Origin of the sequence: Amycolatopsis thermalba, from assembly GCF_003385215.1 — a bacterium.
Lineage (GTDB): Bacteria > Actinomycetota > Actinomycetes > Mycobacteriales > Pseudonocardiaceae > Amycolatopsis_E > Amycolatopsis_E thermalba.
The window spans coordinates 5,464-27,019 of sequence record NZ_PQHW01000095.1 but is presented as its reverse complement, the minus strand read 5'-3'; the positions used below and the strand labels follow the sequence as shown (position 1 = coordinate 27,019).

Annotated in this window: 3 protein-coding genes; all 3 read right to left on the bottom strand. The window is 72.7% G+C overall.

The features are described from left to right. On the bottom strand, positions 1 to 2,931 hold a 2,931-nt coding region (locus tag D0D15_RS28130; protein ID WP_115944881.1), incomplete at its 3' end, for a non-ribosomal peptide synthetase. Then, on the bottom strand, positions 2,925 to 10,106 hold the full coding sequence (locus tag D0D15_RS28125) for a non-ribosomal peptide synthetase (protein WP_115944880.1): 7,182 nt from the start codon (positions 10,104 to 10,106) through the stop codon (positions 2,925 to 2,927). The genes D0D15_RS28130 and D0D15_RS28125, both read right to left, overlap by 7 nt. Further along, positions 10,103 to 21,556, bottom strand: a complete 11,454-nt coding sequence (locus D0D15_RS28120) for a non-ribosomal peptide synthetase (RefSeq protein WP_115944879.1) — start codon at positions 21,554 to 21,556, stop codon at positions 10,103 to 10,105. Before D0D15_RS28120 ends, D0D15_RS28125 begins: the two co-directional genes overlap by 4 nt.

The following is a 21,556-nucleotide window of genomic DNA, read 5'->3' as shown; positions in this document are numbered from 1 at the left end:
GAGCCCAGGCACCACCTCCCCGTCCACGGGACCCCCGACAGCCGCCACCAGCTGGTTCCGGGCCACCCCCGCCACGCCCCGGTGCACCCCGGGGAACTCGGCCAGCGCGGCCTCGACCTCGCCCAGCTCGATCCGCACGCCCCGCACCTTGACCTGGAAGTCCCGGCGCCCCAGGAACTCCAGCGTCCCGTCCGGCCAGTACCGTGCCAGGTCACCCGTCCGGTACCAGCGGCGGCCCTCGTACGACACGAACCGGTCCGCGGTCCGCTCCGGATCGGCCCGGTATCCGTGCGCGACTCCGTCGCCGCCGATCCACAGCTCCCCCGCGACCCAGTCCGGGCAGTCCCGCCCGCGCGCGTCCACCACGCGGCACACCACATTCCGCAACGGCGTCCCGTACGGCACCGAACGCCACGTCGACGGCACCCCGTGCACCTCGCACACCGTCGAGTGAATCGCCGTCTCCGTGGTGCCACCCAGTCCGGCGAACCGGCACCGCGGCGCCTGCTCCGCCACCCGGCCGGGGAGGTCCGTGCCCACCCAGTCACCGCCCAGCAACACCGTCCGCAGCCCGCTCAGCTCGCCCGGCCGCGCGGCGGACAGCAGCATGTCCAGCAGCGCCGGCACGCAGTTGACCAGCGTGACCCGGCGGGAGGCGGCCAGCTCGACCCACTGCCGCGCCTCCTTGCGGTCACCCTCCTCGACCAGCACCACCGCGCCGCCCGCGGACAGCAGGCCGAACACGTCGTACACGGACAGGTCGAAGTCCAATGCGGACACCGCCAGGCACCGGTCGTCCGAGCCCACCGAGAACCGCTCGTTGAGGTCGTCGATGGTGTTCATCGCCGCCCGGTGCGGCACCTCGACGCCCTTCGGCTCCCCCGTCGAACCGGAGGTGAACAGCACGTACGCGATCTGCTCCGCGTCCACCCGCACCGGCTCGGCGAGCGGCTCGGCCGCCTCCTCGGCGGACGCCAGCACGTGCGAGAACCCGGCGATCCGCCGGATCCGCTCCGCCCGCGCCGCCGGCTGGTCGACACCGATCGGCACGTACCCGGCACCCGCGGCCAGCACGCCGAGCACCGCGGCGATCTGGTCCGGTCCCTTCGGCAGGCTCACCCCGACCAGGTCACCCGCGACGACACCCTTGTCCCGCAACGACTTCGCGATCCGCAGCGCCCGGTCACGCAGCGCGCCGTAGCTGAGCACCCCATCGGCACCCCACAGCAGCGCGGGCGCGTCCGGCTGCGTCAGGGCCAGCTCGAAGAACCCGTCCTGCAGCAGCCGCCCGGTGCGCGGCCCGTCCGTCGCGTTGACCCGCGCCCGCACCTCGGCCTGCTCCCGCGGCAGCGCGCCGCCGACCGGCTGCTCCCACGCGTCGTCCCGCTGGCCGAGCCGCGTGATGAGGTCCTGGAACGCGGCGAACATCGCGTCGATCATCCCGGCCGGGAACGCGTGCTCCCGCACGTCCCAGTTGATCAGCAGGCCCTCGTTGACCTCGGTGACCTGGGCATCCAGCAGCACCTGGGGGCCCTGCGAGATGATCCACACGGCCTCGCCGAAGCACCGCCGCACCCGCGCGTCGAACAGCTCGCCCAGGTTGAGCGCGCTGGTGAACACCACCGGCGCGAGCACCTGCTCACCGTGGTGCCGGGACAGGTCCCGCAGCACCTCCACACCCGAGTAGGCGGCGTGCTCGGCATCGGCGTGCATCCGGTCCTGCAACGCCTTCGCGTGCTCCACGAACGACGCCTCGGTCGAGAAGTCGACTTCCAGCAACACCGAGCTGGTGAAGTCGCCGACCAGCTTGTCGACGTCCGGGTGGGTGCTCTGCCGGTCGAACATCGGCAGGTTCATCAGGAACCGCGGCTGCGCGCTCCACGACGACAGGGTTTCGGCGAACGCGGCCGCGACCACCATCGCCGGGGTCAGGCCGTGCTCGTGCGCGCGGGCGCCGAGGCGCTTGCGGTCCTCGGGCGCGAGCCAGTGGTGCCGCCGGGTGACGCGGGTGGCGTCGGCGCGCTCGGTTTCCGGCACCAGCGGCAGGTCGGGCGCGCCGGGCAGCTCCGGAACCCGCTGCTGCCACCACTGCCCGGCCTTCTCCTGCTCGGCCTGACGGGTCACCTCGCGTTCGGCCAGGTAGCGCGGGTAGCTGTAGCCGATCGGCGCCAGCTCCGTGTCCGGCTCGTCGTAGAACCGCGCCAGGTCCGAGAGCAGGACGCGGTAGCTCAGCGCGTCGGCGGCGAGCATGTCCACGTCCACGTGCAGCCGTGCGCGGTCGCCGGACCGGCGGCTGAGCTGGATCTTGAACACCTCGCCGTTCGCGACGTCCAGCCGCGCGTGCGAGGAGGCGTCCCGCAGCTCCGCCAGGCGCCGCGACTCGGCGTCTTCGTCGAGGTCGCGCAGGTCGTGCACGAGCAGCGACGGCTGGGCGCGCTCCGGCAGGATCCGCTGGCGGCCGTCGTCACCGAAGGCCGCGCGCAGCATGCCGTGCCGGGCGACGAGCTTGCGCACGGCGACGTCCAGGCGCTGCGGGTCCAGGTCCGGGCCGTCGAACTCGACGTAGAGGTGCGCGGCGACCGAGCCGAGCGTGGTCTCCTCGTCCCGGCCGATCCAGTACGCGTGCTGCATCAGCGCGAGCGGGAACGGCTCGGTCTCGTCGACCTCGACGGTCACCTCCGGCTCGGGCGCGACCCCGGCCGCGGTGGCGAGGATGTCGCGCCACCCGGCCAGGGTCGGGTTCTTGGCCAGCTTGGCGAAGCCGACCTTGATGCCCTGCTTGCGCCACTTGTTCGCGACCTGCATGAGCTGGATCGAGTCGAGGCCCCATTCGATGAGGCTGTCGTTCTCGGACAGTTCCGCCGCCTCGGGCCCCAGCAGGTCGGTGACCTCGCGCAGGAGCTCTCCCACCGTCGGCTGCTGACTCACCACGTGCCCAGCTCCTCTTCGAACTCGTCGATGTCTTCTTCGGAAACGTCCACCAGTGCGGTGTCCAGCGCGGTCGGCGCGCTGCTCAGCGCCTTGCGGAACAGCTCGGTCAGCTCGGGCACCGCGGGCCCGGTGATCGCGACGCGCAGCTGCCCGTCGACGCTGACCGCGTTGACCTCCATCGCCCACTGCGGGACGCGCGGCGGCACCCGCAGCATCGGGGCCTCGGGCGCGACCGTCCACGGCTCGCCGGTCCCGGACCGCAGGCGGCCGAGGTAGTTGACGACGATCGTCGGCTCCGGCAGGCCGAGCGGGCGGAGCAGCCCGTAGCCGAGGCCGTGGTCGGGCAGGCTGTCCAGCTGGTCGCGGATGTCGCGCAACCGGGTGCCCGGGCGCAGCCGGAGCGGGAAGATCGTGGTGAACCAGCCGACCGTGGCCGACAGGTCGGCCCCGAGCTGTTCCTCGCGCCCGTGTCCTTCGACCGCGATCATCGCGTCCCCCCGCCCGCGCCAGGTTTCCAGCGCCTCGGCGAAGGCGCTGATCAGCAGCTCCGGCACGCCGGCTTGCTCGGCTCCGTCGGGCAGCGGCACGCTGAACTCGGTCTCGTGCCGTTCGCCGCCGGGTTCGAACACCGGGTCGGCGCCGTCCAGGATGTCCCGCCACAGCCCGGTTTCCGCGCCGCGGTCCTGCGCGGCGAGCAGTTCGCTCCAGCGCCGGAACGACGTGCCGGTGCGGGTGAACGTGGTGCCGCGCCAGGCTTCGGCGAGGTCGTCCATGATGATCCGCCACGAGACCCCGTCCACGACGAGGTGGTCGGCGACGATCAGCACCCGGTCCGGGAAGCGGACGACCTGCAGCAACCGCTCGTCGGTGAGCCGCTCGCGGGCGGCGCGCAGTTCCTCGTCGAGGTTCCCGGTGGCGTCCCGGACGATCTCGCCCGCGTCGAAGGACTCGGCCGGGACGATCAGGGCGCCGTCCCAGCGGGCGCGCAGCACGTCGTGCCGGAACAGGATCGCCCGCACCACCCGCACCAGGTCGTCGCGGGTGAGGCCGTCCGGCGCGACCAGGAGCATCGCCTGGGCGAGACCGCGTTCGCTCCAGCGCATGATCGGGGTCGGCTCGATCCGGCCGGTGCCGTCGTCGGTCTCCACCACGGCGGCTTCGGCGACCGCGGCGAGCCCGGCCGGGGTGTGGTGCTCGAACACCTGCCGCGGCGTGATCGTCAGCCCGGCCTTGCGGGCGCGGCTGACCAGCTGGACGGACACGATGCTGTCCCCGCCGAGGGCGAAGAAGCTGTCCTGCGCGCCGACCTCGGCCAGGCCCAGGACCTCGGCGAACAGCCGGCACAGCAGCGCCTCCCGCTCGGTCGCGGGCTCGGCTGTGCCCGCCAGCGCGGCGAAGTCGGGTGCGGGCAGGGCCTTGCGGTCGAGCTTGCCGCTGGGGGTCAGCGGGAACTCGTCCAGCTGGACGATCGCGGACGGGATCATGTGGTCCGGCAGCTCGCGGGCGAGGCTGTTCGCGTCCGCTTCGCCGAGGACGTAGGCGATCAGGCGGTCGTCGCGCACCACGGCGACCGCGCTGCGGGCACCGGCGCGGGTGAGCGCGACCTCGACCTCACCCAGCTCGATCCGGAAGCCACGCAGCTTGACCTGGTCGTCGGCGCGGCCGAGGAACTCCAGCACCCCGTCGCGGTGCTTGACCAGGTCGCCGGTGCGGTACAGCCGCTCCCCGTCCGGCGCGGCGACGAACCGGGCGGCGGTGAGCCCGGGCCGGTTCAGGTAGCCGCGGGCCAGCTGGACGCCGCCCAGGTACAGCTCGCCGGTGACGCCCGGCGGTACCGGTCGCAGGTACCGGTCCAGGACGTGGACCTGCGTGTTCCACACCGGCCGTCCGATCGGGACCGTGCCCTGGCCGGCGCCTTCGGTGCACGGCCAGGAGGTGACGTCGACCGCGGCTTCGGTGGGGCCGTAGAGGTTGTGCACGTTCGGTCGCGCCAGGTCGGACGGCAGGGCCTCGCCGCTGCAGATCACCCGCGTCAGCACCGACAGGTCACCGCCCGAGGAGACGAACGCCCGTAGCATCGACGGGACGAAGTGCGCGGTGGTGATCCGCTCGCGGGCGATCAGGTCGGCCAGGTACTCCGGGTCCTTGTGCCCCTCGGGCCGGGCGAACACCAGCGTGGCACCGGTGATGAGCGGCCAGAAGAACTCCCACACCGACACGTCGAAGCTCGACGGGGTCTTCTGCAGCACCCGATCCTCGGGCGTGAGACCGTACTCGTTCTGCATCCACAGTAGACGGTTGACGATCGCGCGGTGGCTGACCACGACCCCCTTGGGGCGTCCGGTGGAGCCCGAGGTGTAGATGACGTAGGCCGGGTTGTCCGGGCCCGCCGCCCGTGTTTCACCGGGTTCGCCCAGCGAGGCGGGAAGAACCACGGTGGGCTGCGCATCCTCGATCATCATGCTCAACCGCTCGGCTGGATACGAGGGATCCAGCGGCAGATAAGCCCCACCCGCCTTCAACACACCCAACAGCGAAACGATCAGGTCCAGCGAACGGTCCTGCCGGACCGCCACGATGTGCTCCGGCCCCACCCCCGCTCCGGCCAGCTGTTCCGCCAGGAGCGTGGCGCGGGCGTCCAGTTCGGCGTAGGTCAACGACGCGCCCTCGAACACCACCGCCGTTGCGTCCGGCGTGCGCGCCACCTGCTCGGCAAACAGCTCCGGCAGGGTCGTCGCCGCCACTTCCCGCACTTCCCCGGCGGGAAGCACGTCCGCGGCGGTCAGCACCGAGGTCGTGGACAGCCGCCGGTCCGGGTCCGCCACCAGATCGCCGACCAGGCGCGTGAACCGGGCCACCAGGTCGTCCACCGTGGACCGGTCGAACAGGTCCGCGCTGTAGACCAGCCATCCGTCGATGCCCGCGTCCTGCTCGAACAGGTGGAACGACAGGTCCAGCCGCGCCGCGTAGAAGTCGACGTGCTCCGCACGCAGCGAGGCGTGCCCGAACGGCACGGGCCCGCAGGGCGCCCGCTGGTAGGCCAGCATGACCTGGAACAGCGGGTGCCGCCCCATCGACCGGGCCGGGTTGAGCGCCTCGACGAGCCGTTCGAACGGCAGGTCCTGGTGGGCGAACGCGTCCAGGTCGGCGCGCCGGACCCGGTCGACGAGCTGCCGGAACGTCGGGTCGCCGCTCAGGTCCGTGCGCAGCACGAGGTTGTTGACGAAGAAGCCGACCAGGCCGTCCAGGGCGTCGTCGGTGCGGCCGGCGACGGGCGCGCCCCCCAACCCGTCCTCCCCCGCGCCCATCCGGCCGAGCAGCGCGGCGACGGCGGCCTGCACGACCATGAACGTCGTGGCCCCGGTCTGCCGCGCCAGCTCCGCCAGTGCCCGGTGGGTCTCCGGCGGCAGCTGGAACCGCACCGCGTCCCCGGCGAACGACAGGTCCGCCGGGCGCGGCCGGTCGGCCGGCAGGCTGATCTCGTCCGGCAGGTCGGCGAGCTGCCGCGTCCAGTAGGCGAGCTGGGTGGACGCCAGGCTGTTCGGGTCGGCGTCGTTGCCCAGCAGGTCGCGCTGCCAGAGCGCGTAGTCGGCGTACTGCACGGGCAGCGGCGCCCAGCCGGGGCCGCGGCCCCGCAGCCGGGCGGTGTAGGCGGTGGTCAGGTCGGCCAGCAGCCGTTCGGTGGACCAGCCGTCGCTCGCGATGTGGTGCGTCAGCAGGGACAGCACGTGCGAGTCGCCGTCGCGGAACAACCGCGCCTCGAACGGCGGCTCGCGGTCCAGCTCGAACGCCCGCTGCGCGGCCTCGCGCGGTGAGCCGCCATCGAGGATCAGCGGCGGGATCGTGTCGAGCACCTGCTGGTAGGGCTTGCCCTCGAACTCCGGGTAGATCGTGCGTAGCACCTCGTGGCGGCTCACGACGTCGGCGAGCGCGGGCCGCAGCGCGTCCACGTCGAGCGGTCCGTCCAGGCGCACCGCGAACGGCACGTTGTAGGTGGCGCTCGGGCCTTCCAGCCGGTACAGGAACCACAACCGCTGCTGCGCCGACGACAACGGCGTCCGGCGCGGGCGCGGCATCGGCGTGAGCGCGGGCCGCTTCTGCGTGCCGCCGTCGAGCGCCGTGGCGAGGCGGGCGACGGTGGGCGCGTCGAAGACGGAACCGATCGCGACGTCGATGCCGAGGTCCGCGCGGACGCGGCTGACGAGCTTGGTCGCCAGCAGGGAATGCCCGCCGAGGGCGAAGAAGTCGTCGTCCCGGCCGACGCGCTCGACGCCGAGCAGATCGGCGAACAACGCGGCCAAGGCGCGCTCGCGCTCGGTCTCCGGCTCCTCGGCGACGGTGGCGGCCTCGGGCTCGGGCAGCGCCTTGCGGTCGAGCTTGCCGGCGGGGCTCAGCGGCAGCTCGTCGAGGAACGTGATCACCGACGGCACCAGGTGCTCAGGCAGGGTGGCGCCGAGCTTCCGCCGGATGGCCGCCGCGTCGGCACCGGGCTTGGCGACGACGTATCCGATGAGCTGCTGCCGGTCCGGACGCGCGACCACCCCGGCGTTGACCACCTCGGGCAGCGCGGTCAGCGCGGCCTCGATCTCGCCCAGCTCGACGCGGAACCCGCGGATCTTGACCTGGTCGTCGGCGCGGCCGAGGAACTCCAGGGCGTCCCCGGTGCGGCGGACCAGGTCCCCGGTCCGGTACAGCCGCTGTCCGTCCGGTCCGGCGACGAACCGCGACGCGGTGAGCCCGGGCCGGTTCAGGTAGCCACGCGCCAGTTGGACGCCGCCCAGGTACAGCTCGCCGACGGCGCCGGGCGCGACCGGCCGCAGGTGCCGGTCCAGCACGTGGAGCTGCGTGTTCCACACCGGCCGCCCGATCGGCACGGTTCCGGTGCCGGCGCCCTCGGCCACCGGCCAGTGGCTGACGTCGACGGCGGCTTCGGTGGGCCCGTACAGGTTGTGGACGTGCGGCAGTTCGCGCGCGAGGTCGGACGGCAGGGCCTCGCCGCTGCAGATCACGCGGCGCAGGCTGCTCGGCCGGGCGCCGGACTCGACGAACGCCCGCAGCATCGACGGGACGAAGTGGACGGTGGTGACCCGCTCCCGGGCGATCAGCTCGCTGAGGTAACGGGGGTCCTTGTGCCCGCCGGGCTTGGCGAACACCAGGGTCGCCCCGGTGATGAGCGGCCAGAAGAACTCCCACACCGACACGTCGAACGACGACGGCGTCTTCTGCAGCACCCGATCTTCGGGCGTCAGCCCGTACTCGGCCTGCATCCACAGTAGACGGTTCACGATCGCCCGATGGCTGACCACGACGCCCTTCGGACGGCCCGTGGAGCCCGAGGTGTAGATGACGTACGCCGGAGTATCCGGGCCCGCCGCCCGCAACTCCCCGTCAACTTCCAGTGAGGCGGGAAGAACCACGGTGGGCTGAGCGTCCTCGATCATCATGCTCAACCGCTCCGCCGGATACGACGGATCCAGCGGCAGATAAGCCCCACCCGCCTTGAGGACTCCCAGCAGCGAAACGATCAGATCGAGTGAGCGGTCCTGCCGGACCGCCACGATGTGCTCCGGCCCCACACCAGCACCCGCCAACCGCTGAGCCAGCGCGGTGGTGCGGGCGTCCAGCTCGGCGTAGGTCAACGACGCGCCCTCGAACACCACCGCCGTCGCGTCCGGGGTTCGCGCCACCTGCGCCGCGAACAGCTCCGGCAGCGTCGTCGCCGGTACCTCACGCGCGTCGCCGATCAGGACGGTGTCCGGGAAGAACTCCAGGCGCGACACGGGCCGCTCCGGCTCCCCCACCGCCGCGTCGAGCAGCGATTCCAGGTGCGCCAGGAAGCGGTCCACCGTGACGGCAGCGAACAGCTCCGTCGAATACGTGGCCTCGACCCGCATTTCGCCGTCGACCAGGAACGCCTCCAGCGCCAGGTCGAACTGCGTGGTGTCGTTGTGCACCGTCTCCCAGCTCGCCTCGACGCCGGGCAGGTCGAAGCCCTGCAACCCCTGGGTCAGGAACAACAGCATCACGTCGAACAGCACCGACCGGCCCGGCACGCGCGGCGGCCGCAGGCGCTCGACGAGCAGGTCGAACGGCAGGTCCTGGTGCGCGTACCCGTCGGTGCACACCCGCCGCACCCGGTCCACCAGCTCCGCGAACGACGGGTCGCCGGACAGGTCGGCCCGCAGCACGAGCGTGTTGCCGAAGTTGCCGATCAGCCGCTCGACCTCACCGGCGTCGCGGTTCATCGACGCCGACCCGATCGGCACGTCCGTCGCGCCGGTCCAGCGGGACAGCAGCGCCGCGTACCCGGCGAACACCACCATGAACGGGGTGACCCCGCGGGCCTGCGCGAACTCGCCGATCCGGTCGGTCACCGCCCGGTCGAAGGTGTGGAACCGCCGGTCCCCGCGGTCGGACCGCGCGGGCGGGCGGGGCAGGTCGGTGGGCAGCGGCAGGTTCTCCGGCGCCGGGGCCAGCTCGCGGCGCCAGTAGTCCAGATCTCCGGCCAGCTTCTCGTCGGTCAGCGTCTTCCGCTGCCACACCGCGAAGTCCGCGTACTGCACCGGCAGCGGGTCCAAACCCGACGGTTGCCCCGTGGTGTCCTCGCGGTACAGCGCGGACAGGTCGCGGGAGAGCGTGTTGAACGTGTAGCCGTCCCACGCGATGTGGTGCACGGTCAGCACCAGCACGTGGTCGTCGTCGCCGCGGCGCAGCAGGCGCAGCCGCAGCGAGTGCTCCGTTGCGAGGTCGAACGCGTGCGCCGACTCCTCCCGCGCGACCCGCTCGACGGTCCGGTCCCGGTCCGCTTCGGACAGGCCACGCAGGTCCGACTCCGGCATCGTCACCACGACGTACGGGTCGACGATCTGCCGCGGCTCGCCGTCCGGCCCGGCGACGTACCGGGTGCGCAGGATTTCGTGCCGCTCGACCAGCCGCTGGAACGACCGGTGCAGCGCGGCCTTGTCCAGCGCGCCGCGCAGGGTGATCGCCAGGCACACGTTGTACGCCGGGCTGGCCGGGTCGAGCTGCTGCAGGAACCACATCCGCGACTGCGCGTAGGACAGCGGCAGGTCGTCGTCGGAGTCCCGCTTCGGGATCGACGTCGTGCCGGCCAGGCCGGCCTGGGCCAGCCGTCGGCGCAGCAGCTCACGTTTGCGGGCGGCGAGGTCACTCACCGGGGGCCTCCTTGCGCGATCAGGGTCAGCGCGGCGAACCACTCGCGGGACAGCTGCTGGATGCGGTCTTCGGTGAACAACGCGGACGGCCACTGCCAGTCGGCCTCCAGCGTCGAGCCGCGGACCAGCACGTTGAGCACCAGGCAGTACGGCGCGGGCATGTCGTCGTCCACGCCACCGCCCATCGCGCCCGCCTCGGGCGCGCCGGACCACGGCTCGCCGTCGCGCTCGCCCACGGTGAGCCGGCCGAGGTAGTTGAACTCCAGCTGCGGCTCGGGCAGCGCCTCCAGCTCCGCGGCGGTGTCCGGGTTGAGGTAGCGGAGCAGGCCGTGGCCGATACCCTTGTCCGGCAGGGCGAGCTGCTCGTGCACCCGCACCAGTCCGTTGTGGACACCGCCGGTGAGGTCGCCGGGGTCCACCCGCACCGGGAAGACGCTGGTGAACCAGCCGACCGTGCCGGACAGGTCCGCGCCGGGCACGATCTGCTCCTCCCGGCCGTGGCCTTCCATCGCGAGCAGCAGCGACGTGTCGCCAGTGCCGCGCCAGCGGGACACCGCGTGCGCGAGCCCGGCCAGCAGGACGTCGTTGATCGTGACGCCGTGCCGCTCGGGCACCTCGGTGAGCAGCTTGCCGGTCACCTCGGGGTCGAGGAACGTCCGCGTGGCTCGCATGGACGCGCGGGTGTCCACGGCCGGGTCGAGGCGGCGGGTGCCGAGCACCGGGTCCGGTCCGGACAGGATGTCCCGCCACAGCGGCATCTCGCTCGCCTTCGCTCGCGCGACCTCGGGCAGGGCCCGCGCCCATTCGCGGTACGACGTGCCGACCGGCGGCAGCTCGTGGCCCACCCACAGCTCCGCCAGCTCGGGCACCAGCACGCCCCACGACGCGCCGTCCACGACGAGGTGGTGCAGCACGACGAGCAGCCTGCCGGGGCGGTCCGGGCCGGTGTCGAACCAGACGAACCGCACCAGGTCGCCGGACGGCGGATCGAGCCGGATCTCCCGCATCAGGTCCGGCAGACGGTCGGCGATCTCCTCGTACGGCAGGTCGCGGGCGTCGATCCGGGTGACGCAAGCGCTGGCGTCCACCGCCCCGCGTGGGCGGACGACGAACGTGCCGTCGAAGGTCGCGCGTAGCACGTCGTGCCGGTCCAGCAGGGCCTGCACCAGCTCGCGCAGCCGGTCCAGGCCGAGCCCGGCCGGGGTGCAGAGCATCCGGGCCTGGCTGAGCTGGCCGTACGGCTGGTTGCGGGTGAGCCAGTGCAGCATCGGGGTCAGCGGCACCTCGCCGATGCCGGCGTCGGAGTCCGCGCGGTGCACGGCGTCCCCGGCAACCCGCGCCAGGGCTGCCACCGTCCGTTGCTCGAACACGTCCCGCGGGGTGAACGCCAGTCCGGCGCCACGGGCCTTGCTGACCAGCCGCATCGACACGATGCTGTCCCCGCCGAGGGCGAAGAAGCTGTCGTCCGCGCCGACCTCGGGCAGGCCCAGGACCTCGGCGAACAGACCGGCGATGCGCTTCTCCAGGTCCGTCGCGGGCGGCCGGGACGTGGTGCTCGTGTAGTCCGGCGCGGGCAGCGCCTTGACGTCGAGCTTGTCGTTGCGCGTCAACGGGAAGTTCTCGACCGCGACGATCGCCGCCGGGACCATGTACTCCGGCAGGGCCGCCGCGACCTGTTCCCGCAGACCGTCCGTGCTGCTCGCGACCACGTAGGCGACCAGCCGCTTCACTCCGGGCGTGTCCTCGCGTGGCACCACGACCGCGCGTTCCACCCGCTCGTCCCGCAGCAGCACGGCCTCGATCTCCCCGGGCTCGATGCGGAAGCCACGGATCTTGACCTGGTCGTCGACGCGGCCGAGCAGCTCGATCAGGCCCTCGGCGTTCCAACGCGCCACGTCGCCGGTGCGGTACATCCGGGTGCCGGGCTCGCCGAACGGGTCGGCGACGAACCGCTCCGCCGTCGTGCCCGGCCGCCGCAGGTAGCCGCGGGCGAGACCGGCGCCGGAGAGGTACAGCTCACCCTCCACGCCCGGCGGGCAGGGCCGCAGGTGCCGGTCGAGGACGTAGGCACGCGCGTTGCCGACCGGTGAGCCGATGCACGGGTTCTCGGTGCGGTCGAAGTCGCACGCCGCGGAGTCCACTGTGCACTCGGTCGGGCCGTAGAGGTTCCACACGGCCAGGTCCGGCTCGTCCCGCAGCGATCGCCACAGCTGCGCGGGCACCGCCTCCCCGCCGACGCCGAGCACCTTGAGCGCGCCCCGCCAGCCTGGTTCGGTCGCGACCTGCGCGAGCAGCGACGGGGACAGCTCGACGAACTCGATCTCGTGGTCCCGCAGGAACGCCCGCAGCAGGTCGGCGTCGCGGCGGGTGTCCGGCGGCACCAGGTGCAGCTCGTGCCCGGCGAACATCCACAGCATGGGCTGCCAGGACGCGTCGAACGCCATCGGCCAGGCGTGCGCGACGCGCAGCGGGCGGCCGGCCCGCTCGCGTGCCGGGTCGAACAGGTCGGTGCGGTGGCTGACCAGCAGGTTCGCGATCGAGCTGTGCGGCACCACGACGGCCTTGGGCGTGCCGGTGGAGCCGGACGTGTAGATCACGTACGCCGGGTGCTGCGGCTTCGCGCGCGGCGGCAGGTCGTCGGTGGAACCGGTCGCGGGTGGCAGCTCGGTCAGGACCAGCTTCGGGGCGGCGTCGGCGAGCATGAACTCGATGCGCTCGGCGGGCCAGTCCGGGTCGAGCGGCAGGTACGCGCCGCCCGCCTTGAACACCGCGAGCAGGGCGATCAGCATGTCCGGCCCGGCCGGCATGCGCAGCGCCACCACATCCTCCGGCCCCACCCCCTGCTCGATCAGCACGCGGGCCACCTGGTTGGCCCGCGCGTTGAACTCGGCGAAGGTCAGCCGGGTCTCCCCCGCCACGATCGCCACGGCGTCCGGCGTGGCCCGGGCCTGGTCGCGCAGGACCTCGGGCAACGTCGTCGCCGGGGCGTCCAGGACCTTGCCGGTGCCGATGCGACGCAGTTCGGCCAGGGTCTCGTCGCCGAGCAGGTCGATGCTCGTCGCCGTCTGGGCGGGGTCGGCCGCGAAGGCTTCCACGGCCCGGCGGAACCAGCCGCTCAGCGACTCCGCCCACGCCTCGTCGAACGTGTCCGGCCGGTACTCGAAGACGACCGACAACCGCTCCTCGGCGGCGACCGCCAGCGTCAGCGGGTAGTGCGTGGAGTCCTCGACCTCGACCCGGTCGATCGTGATCCCGGCGGCCCGCTCGCTCTCGCTCACCGCGTCGGAGTCGATCGGGTAGCTCTCGAACACGACCAGCGTGTCGAACAGGTCGCCGTGCCCGGCGGCGCGCTGGATGTCGGTGAGGCCGAGGTACTGGTGGTCCATCAGCCGCGCCTGCTCGTCCTGCACCGCGCGCAGGACGTCCAGCAGCGCGCCACGCAGGCGGACCCGCACCGGGACGGTGTTGATGAACAGACCGACCATACCGTCCACACCGGACAGATCGGCGGGACGTCCGGAGACGGTGGTGCCGAACAGGACGTCGTCCCGGTTGGTCAGCCTGCTCAGCACCAGCCCCCACAGCCCCTGGACGACGGTGTTGACGGTCAGGCCGTGCTTCCGGGCGACCGCGTAGAGCCGTTCGGTGGTCTCCGGTGGCAGTTCGAGGCGCAGCTTGCCCGGGTGCATCGGCACCCGGGAGGCGGCCGGGACCAGCAGCGTCGGTTCCTCGACGTCGTCCAGCGTCGCCAGCCACGCCTCCGCGGAGGCGTCCCGGTCCCGCCCGGCGAGCCAGGCCAGGTAGTCGCGGTACGGCCGGGGCGACGGCGGCTCGGTGCCGGCGTAGAGCGCGAGCAGGTCGCGCACCAGCAGCGGCAGCGACCAGCCGTCGAGCAGGATGTGGTGGTTGGACAGCACCAGCCGGTGGTCCCGCTCGCCCAGCTTCACCAGGGTCATCCGCAGCAGCGGGGGCTCGTCGAGCGCGAACCGCTCCGCCCGGTCCCTGGCCAGGAACGCGTCGAACTCCCCGTGGCTGAGTGTCAGCTCCGCCCAGGGCAGCTCGGCCGCACGCCGGATGATTTGTTTCGGCTCGTCGTCGTGCACGAACGCGGCACGCAGGTTGGGGTGCCGGACCAGCAGGTCCTGCGCGGCCCGGCGCAGCCGCGCCGCGTCGATCTCACCGGTGAGGCCGAGCACGAACTGGACGGTGTAGACGTCGTCGGCGCTCTCGTCGTACAGCGCGTGGAAGAGCATGCCCTGCTGCAGCGGGGACAGCGGCAGGACTTCCGCCACCTCCTCCGCGGCCGCGAGGTCACGTAGGGCGTCCTGCCACTTCCCGATCAGAAGGTCCACTTCGGAATCGGCGAACCGGCTGGTCCACGACCAGGTCGCCGTCAGCACCGGACCGTCCGGTCCGTCCTCGGTGACGACGTTGATCTCCAGTGGACGGTGCTGGATCTCCGGCTGCGGCAGCTGCTCCGCGGCCGGGACCCAGTAACCCTCGGAGACGTCGAACCGGCCGAGGTAGTTGAAGCCGATCTCCGGGTCGGGAACACCGGTCAGCTCGCCGTGCAGCCAGCGGAGGATGCCGAACCCGATGCCGTTGTCGGGCACCGCGCGCAGCCGCTCCTGGATCTGCGGTGGGCTCGCGGCGGCGGGCAGTTCCACCGGGTAGACGCTGGTGAACCAGCCGACCGTACGGGACAGGTCCGCGCCGGGCACCAGGTGCTCCTCGCGGCCGTGGCCCTCCAGCGCGACCAGCCGCGGCTCGCCGAACGCCTGCGCGAGCGCGCTGAGCAGCACGTCCTGCACCCCGGTCCGGAACTTGCCCGGCACCTCGGTGACCAGTTCGGAGCCGAGCGTCAGCTCCCGGCGGCCCGCCGTCGGAGCCGGTCGCACGTCGTTCTTTTCGGCGCGGGGCAACGACTTCCACGGCTCAGTGCTCGGGGTCGGCAGGTGCCGCGCCCACCAGCGGAACGACGTGGGCACCGGGTCGAGCTTGGCCGGATGACCGGACGCGCGGGCCTCCCACGCCTGCGCCAGGTCCCCGGCGAGGATGCGCCACGACACGCCGTCGACGACCAGGTGGTGCAGCACGAGCAGCAGCCGGCCGGGTTCTTCCGGGCCGTGGTCGAACCACACCGCCCGCACCAGCACGCCCGCCTCCGGGTCGAGCGCTTCGACCGCCTCGGCGTACTTCTCCGCGGCCGGCGTGTTCCCCGGAACGTGCTCCAGCACGTCGGTCACCGCGCCCGGCGGGCGGACGTCGAGCACGTCGCCCCGTAGCCGGGCACGCAGCAGGTCGTGGTGGTCGAGCACGTCCTGCAGCACCCCGGCGAAGATCTCCGGCCCGTCCGCGGGCGGCACCCGCAGCAGCGCGGCCTGAGCCATCTTCGGGTCGCCGTTCTCGCTCCACCACCGCATGATCGGCGTCAGCGGGACCTCACCAACGCCCTGCGCGCGGTCCCCGTCGGCGACCACCACGTCAGTGTCGACCGCACGGGCCAGCGCCGCCGCGGTCTGGTGCTCGAACACCTGTCGCGGCGAGATGCGCAGCCCGGCCGCGCGCGCCTTGCTCACGAACTGGATGGACAGGATGCTGTCGCCGCCCAGGCCGAAGAAGTTGTCCTCGGCGCCGACCTCGGGCACCCGCAGCACCTCGGCCATCACGCGGCAGAGGATCCGTTCGGCCTCGGTCTCCGCGGCCCGGCCACCGGCCGTCGGCTCCGGCCCGGGGTCGGGCAGCGCCTTGCGGTTCACCTTGCCCGAGGGCATCAGCGGGAACTCGTCGAGGAACACGAACCGCCGCGGCACCATGTGCTCGGGCAGTCGCGTGCGCAGCCAGTCGCCCAGACCGTCCACTTCGGCGCCGAGGCAGTAGCCGACCAGCCGCTTGGGCTCGTCGCGCACCAGCACGACCGCCCGCCGGACGCCTTCGTGCTGCTCCAGGACCGCCTCGATCTCCTCCAGCTCGACCCGCATGCCGCGGATCTTGACCTGGTTGTCGGCGCGGCCGAGGAACTCCAGCGTCCCGTCGGGCTGCCACCGGGCCAGGTCGCCGGTGCGGTACAAGCGGGAGCCGGGCGGGCCGAACGGGTCGGCGACGAAGTGGTCGGCCGTCCGCTTCGGATCGTTGATGTAGCCGCGGCCGAGGTAGACACCCCCGGCGTACAGCTCGCCGGGCACGCCGACCGGCACCTGCCGCAGGTGCTGGTCCAGCACGTACAGCCGGGTGTTGCCGTTGGGGTGCCCGATGGACACGGCCTTGCGGACCGCGCTCGCGTCCCGGTAGACGACGTGGCTGACGCCGATCGTGGCCTCCGCCGGGCCGTACCCGTGGTACATGATCGCGTCGCTGACCGCGCGGAACCGGGCGAACAGCTCCGGTGTCAGCACCTCACCGCCGCACCAGACGTGCTTGAGCGACCGGCCGCGTTCGGCGAAGCCGTCCAGGCCCACCAGCAGGTCCAGAATGGACGACGGCAGGTAGGTGAAGGTGACCGCGTGCCGTTCGATCAGGCCCAGCAGGTAGTCGATGTCGCGTTCGCCGCCGGGTTCGGCGATCACCAGCTTGCCGCCGGTGACCAGCGGCAGGAACACCTCGTTGATCGAGATGTCGAAGCCCATCGGCGCCTTGAACAGCGCCGCGTCACCGGGCCCGAAGCCGAGCATCTCACGCTGCCACAACAGGCGGTGCGTGATCGCGCGGTGACGGATCATCGCGCCCTTCGGTTTACCGGTGGAGCCGGACGTGTAGATGACGTAGGCCAGGCCCTCCGGCGGCACCCGCACGCCCAGGTTCTCCGGGTCCTCGTCCGCCAGATCGACGTGCACGACCGGCACGCCCAGCTCCCGCACCGGCGCGTCGTGCTCGGGTCCACTGAGGATCGCGGTGAACCGGGAACTCTCCGCCACCTCGGCGATGCGCCGCTGCGGCCACGACGGCTCCAGCGGCACGAACGCGCCACCGGCCTTCTCGACCGCGACCAGGCCGACGACCAGTTCCAGCGACCGCTCCCAGTGCATCCCGACGGTCCGCTCCGGCCCGACACCGGCCGCGACGAGCCGCCGGGCGAGGTGGTTGGCCTTCGCGTTCAGCTCGGCGTAGGTCAGGCTGCGGTCGTGGAACTCGACCGCGATCGCGTCCGGGGTGCGGGCGGCCTGCTCCTCGACCATCTCGGTCAGCGTGGTGTGCGGGCGGTCCTCGGCGGTGTCGTTGAACGCCGCGAGCTGGGCCCGCTCGTCGTCGCCGAGGATCTCGGCCAGGCCGACCGGCTGGTCCGGCTTGGCGACGAGCGCGGTGAGCAGCCGCACCAGCCGACGCGCCAGCGCGTCCACTGTGGATTCGTCGAACAGGTCGCCGGAGTAGCTGATCAAGCAGTCCCCCGGCCCGAAGTGGAACGCGAGGTCGAACTTGGCGCCGGTGAACGCGGGGTCCATCGGCTCGGCCACGACGTCCGGCAGCTCCAGGCCCGCGGTCGCCGGATCGCGGTGCGACACCATGATCTGGAACAGCGGGTGCCGTCCCGGCGAGCGCGGCGGGTTGACCGCCTCCACGACCCGCTCGAACGGCAGGTCCTGGTTCGAGTAGGCGTCCAGGTTCGCCTCGCGCACGCGTGCGAGGAGGTCGCGGAACGTCGGGTTGCCGGACAGGTCGGTGCGCAGCACGACCGTGTTGACGAAGTACCCGACCAGGTCGTCCAGCGCTTCGTCGGTGCGGCCGGCGACCGGCGTGCCGAGCGGGATGTCCTCGCCCGCGCCGAGGCGGGACAGCAGCACCGCGGTCGCGGCCTGCGCGATCATCAGGTCGGTCACGCCGAGCTTGCGGGCGAGCTTCGCCAGCGACGCGGTCAGCGCGGCGGGGAACTCGACGGTGACGTGGCCGCCCTCGCGCGTCGGGTGCTGCGGGCGCGGCCGGTCGGTGGGCAGCGGCAGTTCCTCGGGCAGGCCCTCCAGGCGCTTCAGCCAGAATTCGCGCTGATCGTCGACCGGGATGTCCTGCAGCCACTGCGTGTAGTCGGCGTACTGGACCGGCAGCGGCGTCCACTCCGGCGCGCGTCCGTCGCGGCGGGCGGCGTAGGCCTCGCCCAAGTCATGCAGCAATGGCCGGGCCGACCATTCGTCGCCCGCGACGTGGTGCACGACCAGCACGAACGGGTGCTCATCCGGACCGGTGCGGAGAATTTCGGCGCGGATCGGTGGCTCCTCGCCGAGCCGGAACGCGTACCGGCTCGCGCGTTGCACGAACCCCTCGGCCGGGCCGTCGTGGCGCTGCACCGGGAACCGCTCGAACGGCGGCAGCACGCGCTGGCCCTCGGCGGTGAGCAGGGTGCGCAGCGCGTCGTGGCGGTTCACCACGTCGGTGAGCGCCTGGTCGAGCGCGTCCAGATCGAGCGGACCGGTCAGGCGCGCGGCGAACGGGATGTTGTAGACCGGCGACGGGCCCTCCAGCTCGTGCAGGAACCACAGGCTGCGCTGCGCCGGGGACAGCGGCACGGGGCTGTCGTGCTCGCGGCAGGTCAGCGGCGGGCGCGCGGCACCGCCGTCCAGGTGCCGCGCCAGGCGCGCCACCGTCGGGGCGTCGAAGATCGCGCGGATCCGCAGGTCGGCGCCGAACGTGCGGCGGATGCGGCTGACCAGGCGGGTCGCGAGCAGCGAATGGCCGCCGAGGGCGAAGAAGTCGTCGTCGCGGCCGACCTCGGGCACGCCGAGGACCTCGGCGAACAGCTCGGCCAGGATCTCCTCGCGCGGATCGCGGGCCTCGGCGCTGGTCTGCGTGATCTGCGGTTCCGGCAGCGCGCGGCGGTCCAGCTTGCCGCTCGGACTGAGCGGCAGCTCGTCGAGCACGACGATCGCGGACGGCACCAGCTGTTCGGGCAGGGACTCGGCGAGGTTCCGCCGCAGCGCGGCCGGGTCCAGCCCGTCGCCGACGACGTACCCGACGAGCTGCTGGCGTCCGGCGTGCACGGCGGCCGCCGCGGCGGTGACCCCGTCCAGCGCGAGCAGAGCCGCCTCCACCTCGCCCAGCTCGACCCGGAAGCCGCGGATCTTGACCTGGTCGTCGGCGCGGCCCAGGTACTCCAGGACGCCCTCGGCCGTCCAGCGCACGACGTCCCCGGTGCGGTAGAGCCGCGAACCGGGCTCGCCGAACGGGTTGGCGACGAACCGGGACGCGGTCAGCCCGGCGCGGTTCAGGTAGCCCCGGGCGAGCTGTACTCCCCCGAGGTACAGCTCGCCCGGCACGCCCGGCGCCACCGGACGCAGGAACCGGTCCAGCACGTAGGTCTGCGTGTTCCACACCGGACGTCCGATGGGGACGGTCGTGGTGTCCGCGCGGACCGGCCAGTAGGTGACGTCGACCGCCGCCTCGGTCGGCCCGTACAGGTTGTGCACCTGGGCGAATTCACTCGCCTGCCGCGCCAGTTCGGGCGGCAGCGCCTCACCGCTGCAGATGATCCGCGCCGGCCCGCGCCCGGTCTCGACGTACTGGGCCAGCATCGACGGCACGAAGTGCGCGGTGGTGATCCGCTCGCGCTCGACCAGTTCGGCCAGGTATCGCGGGTCCTTGTGCCCCTCCGGCCGGGCGAACACCAGGGTCGCGCCGGTGATCAACGGCCAGAAGAACTCCCACACCGACACGTCGAACGACGACGGAGTCTTCTGCAGCACCCGATCCTCGGGCGTGAGCCGGTACTCGTGCTGCATCCACAACAGACGGTTCACGATCGCCCGATGGCTGACCACCACACCCTTGGGACGGCCGGTCGACCCCGAGGTGTAGATGACGTAAGCCGGGTTGTCCGGCCCCGCCGCCCGCAACTCCCCCTCGCCTTCCAGCGCGGCAGGAAGAACCACCGTGGGCCGGGCATCCTCGACCATCATGCCCAGCCGCTCCGCCGGATACGACGGATCCAGCGGTAGATAAGCCCCACCGGCCTTGAGCACACCCAGCAGCGAAACGATCAAGTCCAGCGAACGGTCCATCCGCACGCCGACGATGTGCTCCGGCCCCACCCCGGCCCCCGCCAACCGGCGGGCCAGGTCCGTCGCGCGCGCGTCCAGCTCGGCGTAGGTCAGCGCGGTTCCCTCGAACACCACCGCGGTGGCGTCCGGCGTGCGCGCCACCTGCGCCGCGAACAGCTCCGGCAGCGTCGTTTCCGGCACGTCGGCGGCGGTTTCGTGCGGGGCCACCACGACCTGCCGCCACTCGTCGGCCGGCAGCGGTTCGACCTGCGCGACCGGCGTGCCAGGCGCGGCGACGAACCAGCCGAGCACGTCCTGCACCCGCTCCGCGATGCGCGTGACCGCGGCGTCGTCGAAGCGCGCCGGGTCGTGGTCGATGCGCAGCACGACCTCCTCGCCCGGCACGACCAGCAGCGCGAGCGGGTAGTGCGTCGCGTCCCGCACCTCGACGCCGGCCAGCGGCGAGCCGGCCAGGTCGGTGCCGGGATAGCTTTCGAAGACCACGAGCGTGTCGAACAACGCGGGCTGCCCGGCGGCGCGCTGGATGTCGGCGAGCCCGAGGTGCTGGTGCTCCAGCAACCGCGCCTGCTCGGCCTGCACCCGCGCGGCCAGCCCGGCCGGCGTCTCGTCCGGCGCGAGGCGCACGCGCACCGGCACGGTGTTGATCAGCATGCCGACCATCGACTCGACGCCCGGCACCTCCGGGTTGCGCCCGGACACCGTCGCGCCGAACACCACGTCGTCCCGGCCGGTCAGCCCGGCCAGCACCAGCGCCCATGCGGACTGCACGAGCGCGTTCACCGTCACGCCGTGCTCGCGCGCCGCCTGCGCCAGCGGCTGCCCGGGCAGCGAAAACTCGGCCCGCCGCGGCAGTCCGCTCGACGGGCCGTCGGCGACGAGCGTCGGGCCGTCCAGATCGGCCAGCGCCTCGGCCCACGCGCGCTCGGCGGCTGCAGTGTCCTGTTCGGACAGCCAGGTCAGGTAGTCGCGGAACGGCCGCACCGGGGGCAGTGTTTCCCCGCCGTACAGCGACAGCAGCTCACGCACCAGGATCGGCGCGGACCAGCCGTCCCACAGGAGGTGGTGCGACGACAGCACGAGCACGTGCCCGGAATCCCGGCGCACCAACGTGAACCGCAGCAACGGCGGCCGGGCGAGATCGAACGGCTCGGCGCGGTCGTCGTCCAGCAGGCGCTGGAACTCGCCGTCGTCCGGGCAGTCCACCACGCGCCACGGCACCCGCACCGCGCGCCGCACGACCTGCACGAACTGACCCGAGGACTGGGTGCGGAACCCGGCCCGCAGGTTGGCGTGCCGCCGCACCAGCTGCTCGGCCGCCTCCCGGAGCCGCTCGGCGTCCACCGCACCGGTCAGCCGCAGCACGGTCTGCACCGTGTAGACGTCCGCGCGCTCGTCGAGCAGGGCGTGGAAGATCATGCCCTGCTGCAACGGGGTGAGCGGGAGGACGTCCTCGACGCTCGACGCCAC